Genomic DNA, 17665 nt, shown 5'->3' with positions numbered 1-17665 from the left:
CGGTATTCAGGGACTGGACGGCGAAATATCGCCTATCCGGCTTTGCCGACGTAGCTCTGTTCATAAACGTCGACGATGATCCGCGTTCCGCTTTCGATATGCGGCGGGACCATGATGCGGACACCGTTGTCCAGCACGGCGGGCTTGTAGCTCGACGAAGCGGTCTGCCCCTTCACCACGGCGTCGGCCTCGACGATTTCGGCTTCGATCTGCGCCGGCAGCTCGACCGAGATGGGCTTTTCTTCCCACAGTTCGAGCTTCACCTGCATGCCGTCCTGCAGGAAGGGGCGCGCATCGCCCAACAGGTCGCTCGGCAGGTTGATCTGTTCGTAGCTTTCCTGATCCATGAACACCAGCATGTCGCCATCTTCATAGAGGAACTGGTAGTCCTTGGTATCGAGGCGGACTTTTTCGACCGTGTCGGCGCTGCGGAAGCGCACATTGGTCTTGCGGCCATCCTGCAGGTTCTTCATTTCGACCTGCATGTAGGCGCCACCCTTGCCAGGCTGCGTGTGCTGGATCTTGGCGACTTTCCAGATGCCGCCTTCGTATTCGATGATATTGCCCGGACGAATGTCCACGCCGCTGATCTTCATGGGAAGCTACCTTCAACTTATAAAAGAGCATGCCCGCCCACCGGCGGAACTATGCCGCGCGCCTTAGCCGAGCAAACCCGTGCGGGCAAGCGAGTGGAAAAACGGGGCGAACATCGCTATATCGTTATTCGGATACCGGACATGAAACAGACCAACAGATTCATCCTGCTCGCCGCGCTTGCAACTGCAACGACTGCACCGGCTTCCGCGCAAGGCCGCTTGGCTCTGCTAGACCAAGGCGAATATATCTGCGCCTTGCCGGGCGATGCCGCCGGTTCGGCCTGGCTCGAACAGGATGCCCGCGACTTTACCATCATTGGCGGCTCAAGCTATCGCTCGGGCAACAGTGCCGGGACCTATCTCATGGAGGGCAAGCAAGTGACCTTCACGCGGGGCCCCATGCGCGGCATGAAATTCATGCGGCTAGGTTCTGGCATTCTTCAAGAGGTCGGAAGCGATGGAAAACTCGGGCGCCTGCGCTGCCATCGTTCGGGCCCGGTAAAAAACTGATCACCTGTTGCTGAGTAGCGGAAACGGATTGATCGCAGTCGCCGGTTCCCACCATTCTGCGTCTTTGGTCGTCTGTAATATCGCGAAGTGCAGATGCGGCGCATCTTCCGAGGCGTTACCAGAACTTCCCACCGTTCCGATCCGCTGACCACGGCGGACCCGCTGCCCCTCTTTCAGACCCTGCGCATAATCATCGAGATGCGCATAGTAATAAATCGTCTCGCCATCGACAGAGCGGACATAAATCGTCTTCCCGCCCGCATCGGACTGAAACAGCCGTTCGATTACGCCCGGCGTAGCTGATAGTATGCTTGTCCCCTTGGGGGCCATGATGTCGAGCGCCTCGTGAAGACGCGAGCCGCCATCACGCGAATCGCTATAGGTATCGCTAAGATCGCTCGGGCGGATGTTCTGCACCGGGATCAGCAACTGGTTTGGCTGTACGGTGACTGTCGATTCCGCAACCGGAGTATCCAGCGGCTCCGCGCCCGTAGTTTCACTCGGCGTAGGGCTAGGAGCAGCGGCCGCTGGCCGGGTCACCTTGATCTGACTGGAACTGTTGGCATTTTCGATGAGGCTGCCACCCGCCACGATCCATACCGCGCTGGTCAGCGTGGCGGTGATCACAATGGTCAATATCCGGTCGACGATCTTCATCAGGCGAGACTAGCGGCTTACGCTTCGAAAATCACCTGAGTTGATTGCGAGACCATCCCGGCAAGCCGCGCAGCGTCCCAATTGGTCAGGCGGACACAGCCACTGCTCTGTGCACGGCCGATAGTTTCGGGTTCGGGAGTTCCATGGATGCCATAGTGATCCTTGCTGAGATCGATCCAGACCACGCCCACGGGTGAATTCGGGCCCGGCGCAAATTCGTGTGTGCCATCGTCTGACCCGTTCTTGCCCAGCACTTCGGGGTCGTAACTATATGTCGGGTTGTAGGCTTCGCCGACGATGTCCCATTCTCCCAGCGGCAGCGGGTACTGGCTCGACCCGGAGCTGACGGTGAACAAGGCGACCAGCTTGTCGCCTTGATAAGCCTTCAGCGTCTTTCCCGCCTTGCTCACTACGATGCGGTCCACTTCTGGCTGCTCTGTCCCTACGCCCAGGGAGGCCAGCGTCTTTTGCCAATCGCTATTGTTTACCGATCCGGGCTTGATGCGATCCGCCCCAATGTTCGGCACACGGATTTCCTGTCCCGCAGTAAAATAATCCTGGGATTGAGGCGTCTCTGGCGAGCCGGACGCGACCGAACGTGGTTGAGGCGCCCCTTGCGTACGTGAGGTGCCTCCCTGCGGGTTCAACTGCTTGAGAACATCCACAGTGGTATGGAACCGCTCGGCCAGTCGCTCATCCAGCGATGTATATCCCAGCTTCTTCAGCTTCGCCATATCGGCGGGATCGTCGGGAATTTCGGAATACTGCGCGCTTGACCAGTTGGAAGGAATGGTCACCACGCGTGTCGCGGGAATCTTTTCCCATTTCGAGAGGGCAGCCTTGGTCGCATCGTCGAGTTCGCCGGTAGTTTCGAGGTCATTGGCTTCCTGAAAACCACGCAAGGCATTCTCCGTGCTCATGCCCATTTTCCCGTCGATCACGCCAGGACCAAAGCCAACCCGATCGAGAACCACCTGAGCCTGCATGATGGGGCGTTCTTCTTCTGCAACGGCAACCGCGTTGCTATCAGCATCGAAGCCGTTGAGATGCGCATCGTCGTTCGACGCCATCGTGTCGGCCAGATTGTCCGAGCCATAGGTGTCGTAACCTAGGTCTGTGCTACCTCTCGCAGCAACAGCTGTGTCGGTTTCGCTGTCGTTGTCCTGTCCCTGCATGCCGCACGCGGCCAGAGCGAGTGAGGACACAGCGACGAAAATCATTGAACGCACGGGGGAAGCCTCCTGAACCGGGGGCGTGGTCCGCCCCTTCAGGAAAGCAAACTCATGCCGTCCCGATTTGCTCCGCAAAGGCTTTGATCGCTGCGACTTCGTCACCGTTCCAGACCGAACCTGAGACAGCGAGGAAGTCGGCCCCTGCATCGATCAGCGGCTTGCAGTTTTCGGGCGTTATACCGCCAATGGCAACGCACGGGATTTCGAATAGCGTGCTCCACCATTCGAGAATTTCCAGATCAGGACGGTGCTCGCTCGCCTTCGTCGTGCTGTCGAAGAATGCACCGAACGCGACATAATCCGCGCCGGCCTCTCCCGCCTCCATCGCCAGATGCTTCGATGCGTGACAGGTAACCCCGATCTGGATGTCGCGGCCAAGTTCTTCCCTAGCATCTTTCGGTTCGCCGTCGCCCTGCCCCAGATGCACGCCATCCGCGTTCAGCCGCTTTGCCAGAGCAACATCGTCGTTCACGATGAAGGCCACGTCATGTGCAGCGCAGATCGCCTGCAGGGGCTCCGCCAGCTTCGCGGCTTCGTGCTGGTCGATGCCCTTCACGCGAAACTGGAACGCGGTCGCAATCCCGGTTCCCGCATCGAGCGCTCGTTCCAGTCGCTGGGGGAAATCACCCGAAACATCGAGCGGCGAAATGAGGTAAAGCTGGCAATCTGTCATAGACCGCGTCCTCTAATGCGATCCTCTCATTTCGTCACGCGTTCAGAACTCCGAAAGCGTGACGATCGTTTATCGGGTCGTATGAAAGCCCTATTTGCCGCCGTCATCCTCGCGCCGCTATCTGCCTGCGCAATTATCCCGGACACACCTATGTCGAACGGAGATGCGGCCTCGCGAGGCACTGCCGTCGGGATCAATCAGCCTGTCTGGACCGGCGATACGATCCTGACACCTCTGGCCGTCACGGAAGACAGCCGCTGCCCTATGAATGCGCGCTGCGTTTGGGCCGGAAAGCTCACTGTGTCGACGCGGATCGCCGCGACACACTGGAAGCAGACAGCCCCTCTCACCCTGGGCGAACCTTACGAGATACTCGGGCGGACCTACGTGCTTGTTTCGGCTACGCCTGAAAAGACGACCGACCGGGAAATCCCGGTCGGCGAATATCGCTTCGTATTCGAGCAGCGCTGACGCCTGAGAATTAGGCGACGCTGGCAGCGTGGATCTGGTCGATGGCACTCGACAAGGTGCCGTCGAATTCCTCATCGCTTTGCGAGGCTCGCAGGTCCTGCAAGAGGCCTCGGCTGAAACTTGCGATCATTCCCGGATTCTTTGCAAGTTCGCGGCAAGCGTCTTCTGTCGAATAACCACCCGAAAGTGCGACGACGCGCAACACTTTGGGGTGTTTCGCGAGCGTTGCATATAATCCGGCTTCCTTGGGGATCGAGAGTTTCAACATGACCTGCTGACCGGCGGGCAGTGCCTCAAGACCCTCCTCGATCGCCTCCAGCATGATTGTCTCACCCTCAGCGCGGTCGGCAGCAGTGATGTCATACTCCGGCTCAAGCATCGGGATCAGGCCACAGCTCAAGATCCTTGCGCCTTCGGCAAACTGCTGGCGAACGGCTGCCTTGATTCCGACCGGGTCCGCAGACTTGATGACGCTACGCATCTTGGTGCCGAATACCCCCAGTTCTCGCGCGCGGTTGCACATGTCTTCAAGGTCGGGGTTGGGCTTCATCAGCTGGGCGCCGTCGTGTTCGTCCTCGAGACCCTTGTCGACCTTGAGAAACGGCACGATACCGCGCTCTTTCAGGCGTTCCGGAACGCTCTTGCCGGCGCTTTCGCCCTCCATGGTCTTTTCGAAAAGGATCGCGCCGATGACCTTGCCGTTGCCGAAGCAAGGGGCCTCGATAATGCGCTGACGCATTTCGTGGATCAGGCCGAACATCTCTTCTTCGCTCGTCCACGCACCGTCTTCGACGCCGTAACCCTTGAGTGCCTTGGGGGTCGACCCGCCGGACTGGTCAAGTGCTGCAATAAAGCCTTGGCCCTGTGCGATACGCGCCTTCATTTCATCGAAAGTCATCTGGGAACCCCGTCACTCGATTGTGGTCATGCATTCGTATGCACCGCACATACAAAGGCGCTTTCGCACCTGCAACAGCCGATGGGTAACTTATCGCCAACCCGATCGTATTTCGTATTGAGCGAAGGAGACGACATGCCGAATGACAAGAACGATCCGCATACCAGCAACAGTCAGACCGATTTCTCCGATCTGAATGCGCTGACAATCAATTGTACCCTCAAACTCAGACCTGAAGGCTCGCACACCGACAAACTACTCGGTATTGCCGAAGCCATTCTCGCGCGGAATGGCGTAGCGCTGGAACAAGTTCGCTTGGTCGATCACAACATCGCCCCGGGCGTGTTCCCCGACATGACCGAACACGGCGCCGACCATGATGATTGGCCGAACATCTGGGAGAAGGTGAAGGCCGCCGATATTCTCGTGGTCGGTACGCCCATCTGGCTTGGCGAGAAATCCAGCGTCTGCCAGCGCTTGATCGAGCGGCTCTACGCCCACTCGGGTCAGACGAACCACAAGGGCCAGTACGTTTTCTATGGCAAGGTCGGTGGCTGCATCGTGACCGGCAATGAAGACGGCATCAAGCACGTGGGTATGGGCGTGCTCTACTCGCTACAGCATGTCGGTTACACCATTCCTCCACAAGCCGATGCCGGCTGGGTGGGCGAAGCCGGACCGGGGCCGAGCTATGGCGACGCGAGGGAAGATGGTGAGGGATATGTCGGCTTCGACAATGACTTCACCCGTCGCAACACCACATTCATGACCTGGAACCTGATGCACATGGCACGCATGCTCAAGGATGCTGGAGGTATTCCCGCCCACGGAAATTCGGTCGATATGTGGAACGATGGTCGCCGTTTCGATGCGCCAAATCCCGAATATCGCTGATCAGTCGCCAATCCTGTCGGCGCGCTTGCCGGTCTTGCGGATAATGCCGGAAAAGCTGAGCAGCGGCGTTCCATCGCCCGTCACGATGCCGCGTACGAACACGGTTTTACCGCCGCCGCGCGTCACTTCCCCCCTGCCCTCGATGCGCTGTCCGACCTTGCCCGCGGCCAGGAAATCGCCTGCTAGGTTCATCGTCACGCCGTAGCTGTCACGCATCTCGTTGCGGGCGATGGTGAACAGCGCAGCATCTGCAAAGGTCATCAGGCAACCGCCGTGCATGAAGCCTGCACCATTCATGTGACGTTGCTCGGCGACGAAGGCACAAATCCAGTCGCCGTTCGTGTCCTGCTTTTCGTAGAACGGTCCCGCCGTCTGCTCGAACGCGTCAGATTTCCAGGTGGACCAACCCGACCATTCGCCTTCGGTGATCGCGATTGGACCGTGGCTGGGCTCGACGATCTCGGTCATATCCGCATGCTCCTAAGCCGACAGTGCGGCAACGCCGGGCAAGGGCTTGCCTTCCATCCACTCCAGGAAAGCCCCGCCGGCCGTGGAAACGAAAGTAAATTCGTCCTTCACACCGGCGTGCGCCAGCGCTGCGACCGTATCGCCGCCGCCGGCAACCGATGTCAGCGAACCATCCTGCGTGAGCGCTGCAGCCGTCTTGGCAAGCGCAACCGTCGCCGCATCAAACGGCTGGGTTTCGAACGCGCCCAGCGGCCCGTTCCAGACCAGCGTCCGGCAAGTCTTGAGCACGTCGGCAAGCGCTTCGACCGCGAGCGGACCTACGTCGAGGATCATTTCGTCGGCGGCGACTTCATGCACATTGCAGGTCCGCATGCTCGGCGGATTGGCGGCGAATTCTTTTGCGACCACCACATCGTAAGGCAGATGCACAGTGCATCCTGCATGGTCCGCCTCGTCCATTATGCGGTTGGCAGTGTCGGTCAGATCGTGCTCGCACAGCGATTTACCAACATCCACTCCCTTCGCTGCCAGGAAGGTGTTGGCCATGCCCCCGCCGATGATGAGGTGCTGGACCTTACCGACCAGATTGTGGAGCACCTCGAGCTTGGTCGAAACCTTTGCTCCCCCGACGACAGCCGCGACCGGCGCCTCGGGATTCCCTAGGGCCGCATCCAGCGCTTTTAGTTCGGTCTCCATGGCGCGGCCTGCATATGCCGGGAGAAGACGCGCCAACCCTTCGGTCGACGCGTGCGCGCGGTGCGCGGCAGAAAACGCATCGTTCACATAGAAATCGCCGTTCGCCGCGATACCCTTGGCGAATTCCGGATCGTTGGCTTCTTCGCCGGGCCAGAAGCGGACATTGTCGAGCAGCCCGATATCGCCATCGCGCAGGATCCCGATCGACTGTTCGACGACCGGCCCCATGACTTCGGGGATGAACATGATTTCACGGTCGAGCACCCGCTCGATATCGCCCTGCACCATGCTCGTGCTCATGGTCGAATGGCGCTGACCCTTCGGTCGGCCGAAATGGGCAAGCAACAAGATCTTGGCGCCTTTATCGGCCAATTCGAGGATGGTTGGTTTGACCACCTCGACACGGGTGACGTCCGATGCCCGGCCTTCCTGCATCGGAAGATTGAGATCGACGCGCACCAGCGCAACCTTGCCGGTGATGTCGCCAAGGTCGTCCAGGGTCCTGAAGCTGCTCATGCAAATGTCCTTAGAGGAACTTCGCCATTACGCCGGCGGTATCGATCATGCGGTTGGAGAAGCCCCATTCGTTGTCGTACCAGCTCACGACGCGGGCGAGCTTGCCCTCCATCACGCTGGTTTCGAGGCTGTCGATGGTCGAGCTGGCCGGATAGTGGTTGAAGTCCGAGGAGACCAGTGGCTGGTCGGTGTAATCGAGCACGCCCTTCATCTTGCCTTCCGCCGCGGCCTTCAGGGCCGCGTTCAGTTCCTCGGCGCTGGTGTCGCGGCCGGGGGTGAAGACGAGATCGACAAGGCTGACGTTCGGCGTCGGCACACGCACGCTCGACCCGTCGAGCTTACCTGCCAGTTCGGGCAGTACGAGGCCGACCGCGCGGGCAGCGCCGGTCGTTGTCGGGATCATGTTCTGCGCCCCGCCGCGTGCGCGGCGCATGTCGCCATGCATCTGGTCGAGCATGCGCTGGTCGTTGGTGTAGCTGTGGATCGTGGTCATGAAACCACGCTCGATACCGACGGTTTCGTGCAGCACCTTGGCCATCGGCGAGAGGCAGTTAGTCGTGCAGCTGGCGTTGGAGACGATCACGTCTTCCGCTGTCAGGGTCTCGTCATTGACGCCGAAGACGATCGTCGCGGAAACGCCCTTAGCCGGGGCTGAGATCAGCACGCGCTTGGCGCCTGCATCGAGATGCGGGCGGCACGCCTCGTCCGACTGGAAGAAACCGGTGCATTCCAGCACAATGTCCACGCCCTGCTCGCCATGCGGCAGCTTGCCGGGCTCGCGCTCGCTGGTCACGGCGATCGACTTGCCGTTCACGATGATCGCGTTGTCGCCCACTTCGACGGTGCCGGGGAAGCGCCCGTGCGTCGAATCGTACTGAAACAGGATCGCGTTCGATTTCGTATCCGCCAGATCGTTGATGCTGACGAGATCCAGATCATGGTCGTCGCGCTCGAGAATGGCGCGCGCCACGAGGCGGCCGATACGTCCGAAACCGTTGATTGCAACCTTGGTCGCCATTGGAAAGAACTCCTGCTTAAGCGTTCAGTTTATTCATGATTTGCGGAACGATCGCGTCCGCAGTGAGGCCGAATTTTTCAAACAGATCTTCGGCGGGTGCGCTTGCGCCGAACCGATCGATCCCGATGCGCAAGCCATTGGTCATCGTATAGCGATCCCACCCGAAGGTGGTGCCCGCTTCGATGCTCACCCGCAAAACTTCGTCGGGCGAAACATCCGGAAGAATGTCGGCGCGATAGGCATCGTCCTGCTCGTCAAAAAGCTGCGTGCACACCATCGATACGACATCGGCACCGATACCGTCCGCTTCCAGCTTTTCCGCGCATTCCATCGCCACATGCAGCTCTGATCCGGTCGCAATCAGGATGACACGCCGCGCAGCCTGCGCCGCCTTGAGCCGGTAACCACCGCGCCCGGTCATGTTTTCGGAGAGCTGGTGCGTCCGCATTTGCGGCAGGTTCTGGCGGCTCAGCGCGAGCACCGTCGGGCGATCGGGCTGGCGCAGCGCTATGTCCCAGCATTCCGCGGTTTCGACTGCATCGGCGGGGCGCATGACCAGCAGATTGGGCATCATGCGCAGCGACTGGACATGCTCGATGGGCTGATGGGTCGGGCCGTCTTCCCCCAATCCGATGCTGTCATGCGTCATGACATAAACGACGCGCGCCTGCTGCAGGGCCGACAACCGGATGGCCGCGCGGCAATAATCTGTGAACACCAGGAACGTGCCGCCATAAGGAATGACGCCGCCGTGCAGTGCCATGCCGTTCATCGCTGCGGCCATGCCGAATTCGCGAATACCGTAATAGACATAGCGGCCGCTGTAATCATCGGCCGTGAACGGGCCGATACCGCCTGCCTTGGTGTTGTTCGAACCGGTAAGGTCGGCACTGCCGCCAATCGTTTCGGGAAGGCCGGTGTTGATTTCCGCCAGGGCCATTTCGCTGGCCTTGCGCGTTGCAACCTTCTGAGGTTGATCGATCAACCCCTTGATATATTTGTCGAGGCTGAAGTCCTTGGGCAGCTCGCCCGCCATCCGGCGCTGGAATTCCGCCTTCTGCGCATACCCGTCGAGGCGCATCTGCCATTCGCTGTGCGCCCGCGCGCCGTCGTCCGCCGTGCCGCGCCAGTCCGACAGCACTTCTTCGGGAATTTCGAACGGTGCCGATTCCCAGCCCAGTACACCGCGCGCCGCGGTAATTTCGTCATCGCCAAGTGGTGCGCCGTGCGTCGCGCTGGTTCCCTGCTTGTTGGGCGCTCCCTTTCCGATCACCGTTTTGCAGGCGATGAGCGACGGGCGTTCATCGGCGACCGCCTCGTCGATCGCCCGGCGAATGTCGTCGAAATCGTGGCCGTCGCAGCTAACTACATGCCATCCGGTCGCTTCGTAACGCGCCTTGATGTTTTCGCTGGTCGAAAGGTCGGTCGTCCCGTCGATGGTGATGTTGTTGTCGTCCCAGAACACTGTCAGACGGCCCAGCTTGAGGTGCCCGGCAAGGCCGATCGCTTCGTGATTGATGCCTTCCATCAGGCAACCGTCACCGGCAATCACCCAAGTGCGATGATCGACGATCTCGTCACCAAACGTCGCATTGAGATGACGTTCGGCCATGGCCATTCCGACGGACATCGCCAGGCCCTGGCCCAGCGGGCCGGTCGTGCTTTCAACGCCGTCGAGGAGGAAGTTTTCCGGATGCCCGGCGCAAGGGCTGCCAATCTGACGGAAATTGCGGATGTCTTCCATCGTGGGACGTTCGTAACCCGACAGATGAAGAAGCGAATAAATCAGCATCGAACCGTGTCCGGCCGACAGCACGAAGCGGTCCCGATCGGCCCAGCCGGGGGCCTTGGGATCATGCTTTAGATACTCGCTCCACAACACGGTCGCCACATCGGCCATACCCATCGGCATTCCCGGATGCCCTGAGTTTGCAGCCTGTACCGCATCCATCGAAAGCGCCCTGATGGCGTTGGCCATCGGGACCATGCGAGATGTGGCGAGACTCATGGGAAATTTCTCCGGAAAAAGGGGCCGATTCGACGCGCGCGAAGCCTTCGCGGAGCGCGCGCGCAAGGTCAACCCGCGCAGGTGGGCATTCACAGCTTCCGCCCCCTTCACTTCACTTATCAACAGGCGGCTGCAAACCTTTGCCTCGCCGCGGCAAAATCGGTATTCTGCACGCCTTATGAGTTCCGACCGCATCAAAAATGCCATGGACCGCATCGATCGCGCCCTTGCGCGGATCGAAACGCAGGCCGCCTTGGCCTCCCATTCGACTGCAGCGACAGATGCGGGCGATGCCGAACTGGCCGAACGCTATGAAACGCTGCGCAAACGGGTGTCGGGCAGCATTTCGCAACTCGACGATCTCATCGAAGGTCTGAAGCGATGAGCGACGTCACGCTTTCGATCGGTGGCCGCAACTATACCGTCTCTTGTGCCGATGGGCAGGAAGATCATGTTCGGCACCTTGCCAGCGTGATCGATGGCAAACTGAGTGCGATGGGCAATAATCTGTCCAGTAACGATGCCAAGAACCTGCTGTTCGCCGCGCTCATACTTGCGGACGAAGTGGAAGAAGCACGGGACAAGCCTTCACCGGCCACAGAACCTGGTTTCGACACGGATCGTCTGGGCAATCAGCTCGAACGCATGGCCATCGCGCTGGAGAATGCCGCTTCCACCCTTGAGGGTAGCGGCAGTACCTCCTAAATAGGGCACGGCGGGACTGCCCGGCACGAGCCGCATGAATATCCCTGAGGCTATAAGCAATCCATGGGAGCTGTCCCTGCCCTGGTCCACCGGTTCGGCCGTGGGATTGGGGCAAACGGTACCCACCTGACGTTTTCGCGTCAGAGGATTTCGCCGGAAACGACCCATGGTGGTTCCGCCACTCACCATCCCTCCCCATCGTTGATCCCTTGGACGCCGGAGTGATCTGCCGATAAGGACCTGTGTGTGACCAAGAACGATCTCAGAAAGCAGCTTCGCGCCAAACGGCGTGAACACGTGGCCGCCCTTCCCGATAGCATGCGCACGCTCGTGTTCATGCGCCCGCCTGCCCCCCTCATGGAAATGATACCGGACGATGCGACCATCGGGCTTTATCACGCCGGCTCTTCCGAAGCGCCGACAGCGGCCTACGCACGCTATTTTTTCGAACAGGGGCACGAAATCTCGTTGCCGCATTTTTCGGCCATGAATACGCGGATGCAATTCCGCCGCTTCGTGGATCCTCACGATGAAAGCGATGTTGAAACGGGGCCCTTCGGCATCAAGCAGCCGACGACTGCGACGGAAGAAATCGTACCCGACGTCCTGTTCGTACCGTTGGTCGGCTTTACCGAAACCGGCGGTCGCCTCGGTCAGGGTGGCGGCCACTATGACCGCTGGCTTGTTGCGCATCCCGGTACGACAACGATCGGGCTCGCCTGGGACTGTCAGCTTGTCGAAACCTTGCCTACAGAGCCGCACGACATACCCCTCGGGGCCGTCGTAACTCCTACGCGCATGTACGGACCTTTCGCATGAGGAAAGAACCGACCTGGCGCATTCCCGTTGGCATTCTCGGCCTGCTGGTGGTGCTGGCGATCTACGGGATTGTCATCGCGCGTTATGCCCCCGGTGTGATCGGCGATTGGCCTACCCTCGTGCAGACGCTCATTTACATCGTTCTGGGCCTGATTTGGCTGCTGCCGCTCAGGCGCTTTCTCATCTGGATGGAAACCGGGCGCTGGGGTTGATCCCCGGCGCATGTCGAGCGCCATCTAACGCCGTTCGTGAAGGGCCCGCGATAGGTCGTCGGCGCATCTTCAAACAAGGCGCTTTGACCATAGTCGAATTGTAGAGAAAATTCCCAAGTGGCGCGAGTGACGGGACTCGAACCCGCGACCTTCGGCGTGACAGGCCGACACTCTAACCAACTGAGCTACACCCGCGCAGCCACTTGGGAGCCGCGCATCTACGGGCGGGTCCGATTTCTGTCAATGGCCGATGTGACGCTTTTTTGCTCTTTTTGTGCGGGCATTTTTCGACCTCCAGTTTTACCACAATTCGGCGCGTTGGATCGCGGCCTAATTCAGCCAATGTCCTATGCCGATATCATGCATCCCATCGTCGCGGACCGGAATTTATCGTTATTTCCGAAAGGGTTGCTCGACATAAATGGGGCTGCCGGGATTTTACAAGCTATTCTGGACAAACGAAGGCGCCCGGCGCGGGGCTGCTAAATCGCAACCCACGCACCGGGCATATTTTATCAGACGGTTTGCGACTGTGCGCTCGCCAGCCAGCGAGGCCAGCTAATCGCGTCAGTCCACCAGGATCAGAGCAGGCTTTTCGAGCAGATTCTTCAGCTGTTGTACGAAGCTTGCCGCATCCCAACCATCGACAACGCGATGATCGCAACTGATCGAGATATTCATCAGCTTGCGCTTTTCGATGCGCTCCACGCCATCCGTGCCAGTAACATACATCGGGCGTTCGATGATGCGGTTCGGACCGATGATGGCAACTTCCGGACGATTGATGACCGGTGTCGTCGCTACCCCGCCAAGCGGTCCGAGCGATGTCACCGTCAGTGTCCCACCTTGCAGCTCTTCCGATTTGGCGGTGCCATTTCGGGCTGCCTCGGCCAGACGCGTAATTTCATTGGCCAACTGCCACAGGTTCTTGGCCTGAGCATTCTTGATGACGGGCACCATCAGACCGGCATCGGTCTGTGCGGCCATGCCAAGATGCACCGCGCCATACCGCGTCACCACGCCCGCTTCATCGTCGTACCGTGCGTTGATCATCGGGAAATCTGGCAATGTCTTGCAGATCGCGGTGATCAGCAGCGGAAGCAGCGTCAGCTTGGGCTTATCGCCGCGGTTGGAATTGAGCTGCCCACGCAGTTCTTCCAGCGCAGTCACATCGCATTCTTCCACGTAGGAGAAGTGCGGGATGTTGCGCTTCGACGCGGCCATGTTCTCGGCAATGCGGCGGCGCATGCCGATGACCTTCTTTTCCTCGTCCTCGCGGGTCTTGGCAGCGGCGCCATAACCCGATGTGTAAGACAGGAACTGGTCCAGATCGCCATGACGAACGCGGCCATCCTCGGCCGGCTTCACCTGTGCCAGATCGACACCGAGATCGCGTGCCCGCTTGCGCACGGCAGGCGTTGCCAGAACCGGCGTATCGGCCTTCTGCGCCGGTGCAGGGGCAGGCGTCGGGGCGGGTGCTGGCGGCGGGCTCGGATCGGCAGCCATCGCGTCGTCGGCATCCGATGGATCGGGATTTTCGACCTCGATCCGCTCTTCTACCTCGTCGTCCTTCGGCGCTGGCGCGGCATCGGCCGCCGCCTCGTTTTCCTCGATCACCTCGTCGGGCACTTCGCCTTCGACTTCGATCACGACGAGCATGGAGCCGATCGACACCATGTCGCCCTCGCCGCCCGCGATCTCGAGAATCTTGCCGGTCACCGGGCTTTCCATGGGCACGGTGGCCTTGTCGGTCATCATGTCGACGAATTCCTCGTCTTCAGTGATCGTATCGCCGACCTGCTTGTGCCACTGCACGATTTCGGCCTCGGCGATGCCTTCGCCGATATCGGGCATGTTGAAGGTGAATTTCGCCATGGGGATCAGTCCTTGAGGATCTTGTCGATGGCCTCGCCGATGCGGACCGGGCCGGGAAAATAGGCCCATTCGAGGCTATGGGGATAGGGTGTGTCGAAGCCTGTAACGCGTTCGACCGGGGCTTCGAGGTGATAGAAGCAGCGCTCCGTCACCAATGCGGAAAGTTCGGCGCCAAAGCCGCTCGTGCGGGTCGCCTCATGGACGATCAGGCATCGGCCGGTACGCTCGACCGATGCTTCGATCGCCTCGATGTCCAGCGGCACCAGCGTGCGCAGATCGAGGATGTCTGCTTGGACGCCCTTCTCCTTGCACACGGCTTCGACCACATGGACCATGGTTCCGTAAGCCAGAATGGTGAGCTGCTCGCCTTCGGTAACCTGACGCGCCTTGCCCAGCGGGATCTTGTAATATCCTTCGGGCACCACACTGGCGTCGAATTTCTTCCAGGGCTGCACCGGCTTGTCGTAATAACCGGAAAACGGACCGTTGTAGATCCGCTTCGGCTCGAAGAAGATCACCGGATCGTTATCCTCGATGCAGGAAATCAGCAGCCCCTTGGCATCGTAAGGCGTGGCCGGAATAACCGTCTTCAGGCCCGAAACGTGCGTAAAGATCGCTTCAGGGCTCTGGCTATGCGTCTGTCCGCCAAAGATGCCGCCGCCGAACGGGCTGCGCACCGTCATCGGAGCGATATATTCCGCGGCCGAGCGATACCGTAGCCGGGCCGCCTCGCTGATCAGCTGGTCGAGACCGGGATAAATGTAATCGGCGAACTGGATTTCAGGCACGGGGCGCAGGCCATAGGCCCCCATCCCCACCGCTACCGCGATGATGCCGCATTCATTGATCGGCGTGTCGAAGACACGGGTCTTGCCGTATTTCTCCTGCAGACCCGCGGTGCAGCGAAACACCCCGCCGAAATAGCCGACGTCTTCGCCCATGACGACAACGTCGTCATCGCGTTGCATCGATACATCGAGCGCTTCATTGATCGCTTCGATCATGTTCAGCCGGCGTTCGGTGCCGGATGAAACGTTTGATTGACATGTGTTCGCGTCGGCGCTCACTGGTCGAGCCCTCCCGGAAACTTGATCTCGCGCTCGCGGATCGCCTGCTTGCTCTGCTCCTTGAGATGCCAGGGAAGCTCTTCGAATACGTCCTCGAACATGGTCCGGAAAGGGTGGTGGAGACCGTGCCCAAGGATGCCGTTTGCTTCGGCTTCCTTGGTGACCTTCTTGACGTGTTCCGCCGCCTCCAGATCCATCTTTTCCTGCCGATCCTCGTCCCATTCGCCAATCGCGATCAAATGGTCCTTGAGGCGTGTCACGGGGTCGCCCAGCGGCCACTCGGTGCGCTCCTGCGCACTGCGATAACCGGTGGGATCGTCCGAGGTGGAGTGCCCCTCCGCGCGGTAGGTGAAGAACTCGATCAGCGTCGGCCCGGCATTCGCCCGCGCCCGGTTGGCCGCCCACCTCTCCGCCGCGTAACACGCCAACGCATCGTTTCCATCGACGCGCAAGCCGGCGAGGCCATAGCCGAGCGCACGGGCAGCAAAGGTGGTCCGTTCGGCACCAGCAAAACCGCTGAAGCTGGAGATGGCCCACTGGTTGTTGATAATGTTGAGGATAACCGGTGCATTATACACGGTCGCAAAGGTGCAGGCAGAATGGAAGTCGCCTTCTGCGGTACTGCCCTCACCCACCCAGGTGGCCGCAATCCGGCTGTCGCCCTTCATTGCGCTTGCCATTGCCCAGCCTACCGCCTGCGGCGTCTGCGTGGCCAGATTGCCGCTGATGGTAAAGAAGCTGTGCTCGCGGCTCGAATACATGATCGGGAGCTGACGGCCCTTCAGCTTGTCGCCCTTGTTCGAATAGATCTGGTTGATCATCTCGATCATCGGGTAGCCGCGCTGGATCAGGATTCCCTGCTGGCGATAGCTCGGGAAGACCATATCGTCCGCAGCCAAGGCCATGCTGGCCGAGACGCTCGTCGCCTCTTCGCCCGTGCACTTCATGTAGAAGCTGGTTTTGCCCTGCCGCTGACCTCGGAACATACGCTCGTCAAAAGCGCGCGTCATTGCCATGTGACCGAGCATTTTACGCAGCGTATCCGGATCGAGTTTGGGGTTCCACGCCCCATGCGCCTGATTGTCCTCGCCGAGTACGCGCACCAGGCCAAACGCCATATCGCGCATTTCGCTCGGGTCGCAGGTCTCGTCGGGACGTGCCATGCTCCCCGCTTCGGGTACATTTATATGCGAGAAGTCGACCGTATCCCCAGGCCGAAATTTAGGTTCGGGCACATGCAACGAAAGTTTCGGGCGATTATCACCCTCCGCTGCACTACCCTCGGGCCGTTCGGCCATAGAATCGTCTCCCAGACGCAATCTTACGCTTTCGCGTTATTTTATTTCACGAGTGGGGTGCGGTCAAGTCAGCGCCGGATCACACCGCGACGGGCGCCTTGATGGGCCCGTGCGGCGCATAATCATGAACTGCGAAATCTTCGATCCTGTAATCGAATATCGTAGCCGGACGCCGCACTATCTCAAGCGTTGGGTTCCCTTGCGGTTCCCGTGACAATTGCTCTTCTATGAGATCGTTGTGATTGAGATAGAGATGCGTATCGCCGCCCATCCAAACCAGTTCCCCCGGATCGAGATCTATTTGCTGGCCCAGCATTCTGGTGAGCAAAGCAGCGGACCAGAGATTGAACGGCAGGCCAAGCGCAACATCGCAGCTACGCTGGTAAAGACAGCAGTTCAGCCGCCCACCCGCGACGTGAAACTGATAGGTCTTGTGACAGGGCGGAAGTGCCATCTCGTCGATCTCGGCCACGTTCCAACCCTCAATGATATGGCGGCGACTGCCCGGGTTCGTCTTGAGCGAATCCACCAGGTCAGCAATCTGATTTATTCCCGGACCGGTCTCATAAAGCCCATCGTCGCGTTCGCGATAAGTCGGCCAATCGACCCACTGCTTCCCGTACACCGGACCGAGATCACCCCAGCGTTCCGCAAACGCCGCATCATCGGCAATGCACTCGACAAAATCGTCCAACGTGATGTTGTCGCCCGTTTCCTTCACATATCGCGCGTGGGGCCACTCGTTCCAGATCTTCACCCCTTGCCGTACGAGCGGACGAATATTGGTTTCGCCGGTGAGGAACCACAACATCTCACGCGTGGCCGTCTTCCAATACACGCGCTTGGTAGTGATAAGCGGCATGGCATTTGCCGAGAGGTCGAACCTCAAAGTCGCGCCGAATATGGAACGCGTGCCAACACCAGTGCGATCCTCGCGCTCATCACCATCAGACCATATGCGGCGCATCAGGTCGAGATATTGCTGTTCGTAGTGGATGTCTGACATTGGCCCGGCTTTGTTTGAGCAAGGCTTTAACGTTAGCGCGAGAATG

At 59.7% G+C, this 17665-nt stretch carries 20 protein-coding genes, 1 tRNA gene and 1 other RNA gene; 8 read left to right on the top strand and 14 right to left on the bottom strand.

Translation table 11 applies throughout. The annotated features are described in order from the left end of the window. Window positions 1-32 precede the first annotated feature (32 nt). Window positions 33-596: an elongation factor P gene (efp, locus tag KYK83_RS04680; RefSeq protein WP_103023344.1), complete on the bottom strand. Its 564-nt coding sequence runs from the start codon at window positions 594-596 to the stop codon at window positions 33-35. Window positions 597-737: 141 nt separating this feature from the next. Here efp and KYK83_RS04675 point away from each other — a divergent pair, with 141 nt between their 5' ends. Continuing rightward, on the top strand, window positions 738-1106 hold the full coding sequence (locus tag KYK83_RS04675) for a hypothetical protein (protein WP_248284254.1): 369 nt from the start codon (window positions 738-740) through the stop codon (window positions 1104-1106). On the opposite strand, the gene KYK83_RS04670 is transcribed toward KYK83_RS04675, so the two are convergent. The 3 genes from KYK83_RS04670 to thiE form a co-directional block, all read right to left on the bottom strand. Further along, the gene (locus tag KYK83_RS04670; RefSeq protein ID WP_222827361.1) at window positions 1107-1763 is read right to left on the bottom strand and encodes a M23 family metallopeptidase; all 657 of its coding nucleotides are present in this window, start codon (window positions 1761-1763) and stop codon (window positions 1107-1109) included. Between the two features lie 17 nt (window positions 1764-1780). Next, the gene (locus KYK83_RS04665) at window positions 1781-2983 is read right to left on the bottom strand and encodes a L,D-transpeptidase family protein (protein WP_248284279.1); all 1203 of its coding nucleotides are present in this window, start codon (window positions 2981-2983) and stop codon (window positions 1781-1783) included. Between the two features lie 61 nt (window positions 2984-3044). Further along, window positions 3045-3668: a thiamine phosphate synthase gene (thiE, locus tag KYK83_RS04660; protein ID WP_222827360.1), complete on the bottom strand. Its 624-nt coding sequence runs from the start codon at window positions 3666-3668 to the stop codon at window positions 3045-3047. 150 nt (window positions 3669-3818) lie between these two features. Here thiE and KYK83_RS04655 point away from each other — a divergent pair, with 150 nt between their 5' ends. Further along, window positions 3819-4139, top strand: coding sequence for a hypothetical protein (locus KYK83_RS04655; protein WP_222827451.1), 321 nt, complete (start codon window positions 3819-3821; stop codon window positions 4137-4139). 10 nt (window positions 4140-4149) lie between these two features. On the opposite strand, the gene KYK83_RS04650 is transcribed toward KYK83_RS04655, so the two are convergent. Then, the gene (locus KYK83_RS04650; protein ID WP_222827359.1) at window positions 4150-5037 is read right to left on the bottom strand and encodes a fructose bisphosphate aldolase; all 888 of its coding nucleotides are present in this window, start codon (window positions 5035-5037) and stop codon (window positions 4150-4152) included. A gap of 135 nt (window positions 5038-5172) precedes the next feature. Here KYK83_RS04650 and KYK83_RS04645 point away from each other — a divergent pair, with 135 nt between their 5' ends. Further along, on the top strand, window positions 5173-5931 hold the full coding sequence (locus KYK83_RS04645; RefSeq protein WP_222827358.1) for a flavodoxin family protein: 759 nt from the start codon (window positions 5173-5175) through the stop codon (window positions 5929-5931). Here KYK83_RS04645 and KYK83_RS04640 read toward each other — a convergent pair whose 3' ends face one another. Genes KYK83_RS04640 through tkt form a run of 4 tightly spaced genes read right to left on the bottom strand, consistent with a single transcriptional unit; the run spans window position 5932 to window position 10637 of the window. After that, entirely contained in the window at window positions 5932-6399 is a 468-nt protein-coding gene (locus KYK83_RS04640) for a PaaI family thioesterase (RefSeq protein ID WP_222827357.1), read from the bottom strand. Between the two features lie 12 nt (window positions 6400-6411). Then, window positions 6412-7611, bottom strand: coding sequence for a phosphoglycerate kinase (locus KYK83_RS04635; RefSeq protein WP_222827356.1), 1200 nt, complete (start codon window positions 7609-7611; stop codon window positions 6412-6414). A gap of 10 nt (window positions 7612-7621) precedes the next feature. Beyond that, on the bottom strand, window positions 7622-8629 hold the full coding sequence (gene gap / locus KYK83_RS04630) for a type I glyceraldehyde-3-phosphate dehydrogenase (RefSeq protein ID WP_103023337.1): 1008 nt from the start codon (window positions 8627-8629) through the stop codon (window positions 7622-7624). A gap of 16 nt (window positions 8630-8645) precedes the next feature. Further along, window positions 8646-10637 carry a transketolase gene (gene tkt / locus KYK83_RS04625; RefSeq protein WP_222827355.1) on the bottom strand — a complete coding sequence of 664 codons (1992 nt, stop codon included), beginning with the start codon at window positions 10635-10637 and terminating at the stop codon, window positions 8646-8648. Between the two features lie 205 nt (window positions 10638-10842). Between tkt and KYK83_RS04620 the strand changes: the two genes are divergently transcribed. The 5 genes from KYK83_RS04620 (at window position 10843) to KYK83_RS04605 (ending at window position 12373) form a co-directional block, all read left to right on the top strand. Further along, window positions 10843-11022: a hypothetical protein gene (locus tag KYK83_RS04620; protein WP_234003115.1), complete on the top strand. Its 180-nt coding sequence runs from the start codon at window positions 10843-10845 to the stop codon at window positions 11020-11022. Next, window positions 11019-11342: a cell division protein ZapA gene (locus tag KYK83_RS04615; RefSeq protein ID WP_103023335.1), complete on the top strand. Its 324-nt coding sequence runs from the start codon at window positions 11019-11021 to the stop codon at window positions 11340-11342. Before KYK83_RS04620 ends, KYK83_RS04615 begins: the two co-directional genes overlap by 4 nt. A gap of 10 nt (window positions 11343-11352) precedes the next feature. Then, window positions 11353-11522, top strand: a non-coding RNA gene (gene ssrS, locus KYK83_RS17605) — 6S RNA. A 66-nt stretch (window positions 11523-11588) separates the two neighbouring features. Next, a complete protein-coding gene (locus tag KYK83_RS04610; RefSeq protein WP_222827354.1) occupies window positions 11589-12161 on the top strand; it encodes a 5-formyltetrahydrofolate cyclo-ligase in 573 nt (190 codons plus the stop codon). Then, entirely contained in the window at window positions 12158-12373 is a 216-nt protein-coding gene (locus tag KYK83_RS04605; RefSeq protein ID WP_103023333.1) for a DUF2842 domain-containing protein, read from the top strand. Before KYK83_RS04610 ends, KYK83_RS04605 begins: the two co-directional genes overlap by 4 nt. A gap of 118 nt (window positions 12374-12491) precedes the next feature. Here KYK83_RS04605 and KYK83_RS04600 read toward each other — a convergent pair. The 5 genes from KYK83_RS04600 to thyA form a co-directional block, all read right to left on the bottom strand. After that, window positions 12492-12568 (bottom strand) — tRNA-Asp (locus tag KYK83_RS04600). A gap of 372 nt (window positions 12569-12940) precedes the next feature. Continuing rightward, a complete protein-coding gene (locus KYK83_RS04595) occupies window positions 12941-14248 on the bottom strand; it encodes a dihydrolipoamide acetyltransferase family protein (protein WP_222827353.1) in 1308 nt (435 codons plus the stop codon). A gap of 5 nt (window positions 14249-14253) precedes the next feature. Next, the gene (locus KYK83_RS04590; RefSeq protein ID WP_222827445.1) at window positions 14254-15252 is read right to left on the bottom strand and encodes an alpha-ketoacid dehydrogenase subunit beta; all 999 of its coding nucleotides are present in this window, start codon (window positions 15250-15252) and stop codon (window positions 14254-14256) included. A 59-nt stretch (window positions 15253-15311) separates the two neighbouring features. Further along, the gene (locus KYK83_RS04585; RefSeq protein WP_222827352.1) at window positions 15312-16613 is read right to left on the bottom strand and encodes a 3-methyl-2-oxobutanoate dehydrogenase (2-methylpropanoyl-transferring) subunit alpha; all 1302 of its coding nucleotides are present in this window, start codon (window positions 16611-16613) and stop codon (window positions 15312-15314) included. A 79-nt stretch (window positions 16614-16692) separates the two neighbouring features. Next, window positions 16693-17619, bottom strand: coding sequence for a thymidylate synthase (gene thyA / locus KYK83_RS04580; RefSeq protein ID WP_222827351.1), 927 nt, complete (start codon window positions 17617-17619; stop codon window positions 16693-16695). Window positions 17620-17665: the final 46 nt, after the last annotated feature.

Origin of the sequence: Qipengyuania pacifica (assembly GCF_019857205.1) — a bacterium.
GTDB classification, from domain to species: Bacteria; Pseudomonadota; Alphaproteobacteria; order Sphingomonadales; family Sphingomonadaceae; genus Qipengyuania; species Qipengyuania pacifica.
The sequence above is the reverse complement of the archived record's forward strand: the minus strand, read 5'-3'. Positions and strand labels throughout refer to the sequence as shown.

Bases quoted from the DNA above. Each gene is read 5' to 3' on its own strand.
- efp (WP_103023344.1), bottom strand. From the start codon at position 596: ATGAAGATCAGCGGCGTGGACATTCGTCCGGGCAATATCATCGAATAC.
- KYK83_RS04675 (WP_248284254.1), top strand. From the start codon at position 738: ATGAAACAGACCAACAGATTCATCCTGCTCGCCGCGCTTGCAACTGCA.
- KYK83_RS04670 (WP_222827361.1), bottom strand. From the start codon at position 1,763: ATGAAGATCGTCGACCGGATATTGACCATTGTGATCACCGCCACGCTG.
- KYK83_RS04665 (WP_248284279.1), bottom strand. From the start codon at position 2,983: ATGATTTTCGTCGCTGTGTCCTCACTCGCTCTGGCCGCGTGCGGCATG.
- thiE (WP_222827360.1), bottom strand. From the start codon at position 3,668: ATGACAGATTGCCAGCTTTACCTCATTTCGCCGCTCGATGTTTCGGGT.
- KYK83_RS04655 (WP_222827451.1), top strand. From the start codon at position 3,819: ATGTCGAACGGAGATGCGGCCTCGCGAGGCACTGCCGTCGGGATCAAT.
- KYK83_RS04650 (WP_222827359.1), bottom strand. From the start codon at position 5,037: ATGACTTTCGATGAAATGAAGGCGCGTATCGCACAGGGCCAAGGCTTT.
- KYK83_RS04645 (WP_222827358.1), top strand. From the start codon at position 5,173: ATGCCGAATGACAAGAACGATCCGCATACCAGCAACAGTCAGACCGAT.
- KYK83_RS04640 (WP_222827357.1), bottom strand. From the start codon at position 6,399: ATGACCGAGATCGTCGAGCCCAGCCACGGTCCAATCGCGATCACCGAA.
- KYK83_RS04635 (WP_222827356.1), bottom strand. From the start codon at position 7,611: ATGAGCAGCTTCAGGACCCTGGACGACCTTGGCGACATCACCGGCAAG.
- gap (WP_103023337.1), bottom strand. From the start codon at position 8,629: ATGGCGACCAAGGTTGCAATCAACGGTTTCGGACGTATCGGCCGCCTC.
- tkt (WP_222827355.1), bottom strand. From the start codon at position 10,637: ATGAGTCTCGCCACATCTCGCATGGTCCCGATGGCCAACGCCATCAGG.
- KYK83_RS04620 (WP_234003115.1), top strand. From the start codon at position 10,843: ATGGACCGCATCGATCGCGCCCTTGCGCGGATCGAAACGCAGGCCGCC.
- KYK83_RS04615 (WP_103023335.1), top strand. From the start codon at position 11,019: ATGAGCGACGTCACGCTTTCGATCGGTGGCCGCAACTATACCGTCTCT.
- KYK83_RS04605 (WP_103023333.1), top strand. From the start codon at position 12,158: ATGAGGAAAGAACCGACCTGGCGCATTCCCGTTGGCATTCTCGGCCTG.
- KYK83_RS04595 (WP_222827353.1), bottom strand. From the start codon at position 14,248: ATGGCGAAATTCACCTTCAACATGCCCGATATCGGCGAAGGCATCGCC.
- KYK83_RS04590 (WP_222827445.1), bottom strand. From the start codon at position 15,252: ATGATCGAAGCGATCAATGAAGCGCTCGATGTATCGATGCAACGCGAT.
- KYK83_RS04585 (WP_222827352.1), bottom strand. From the start codon at position 16,613: ATGGCCGAACGGCCCGAGGGTAGTGCAGCGGAGGGTGATAATCGCCCG.
- thyA (WP_222827351.1), bottom strand. From the start codon at position 17,619: ATGTCAGACATCCACTACGAACAGCAATATCTCGACCTGATGCGCCGC.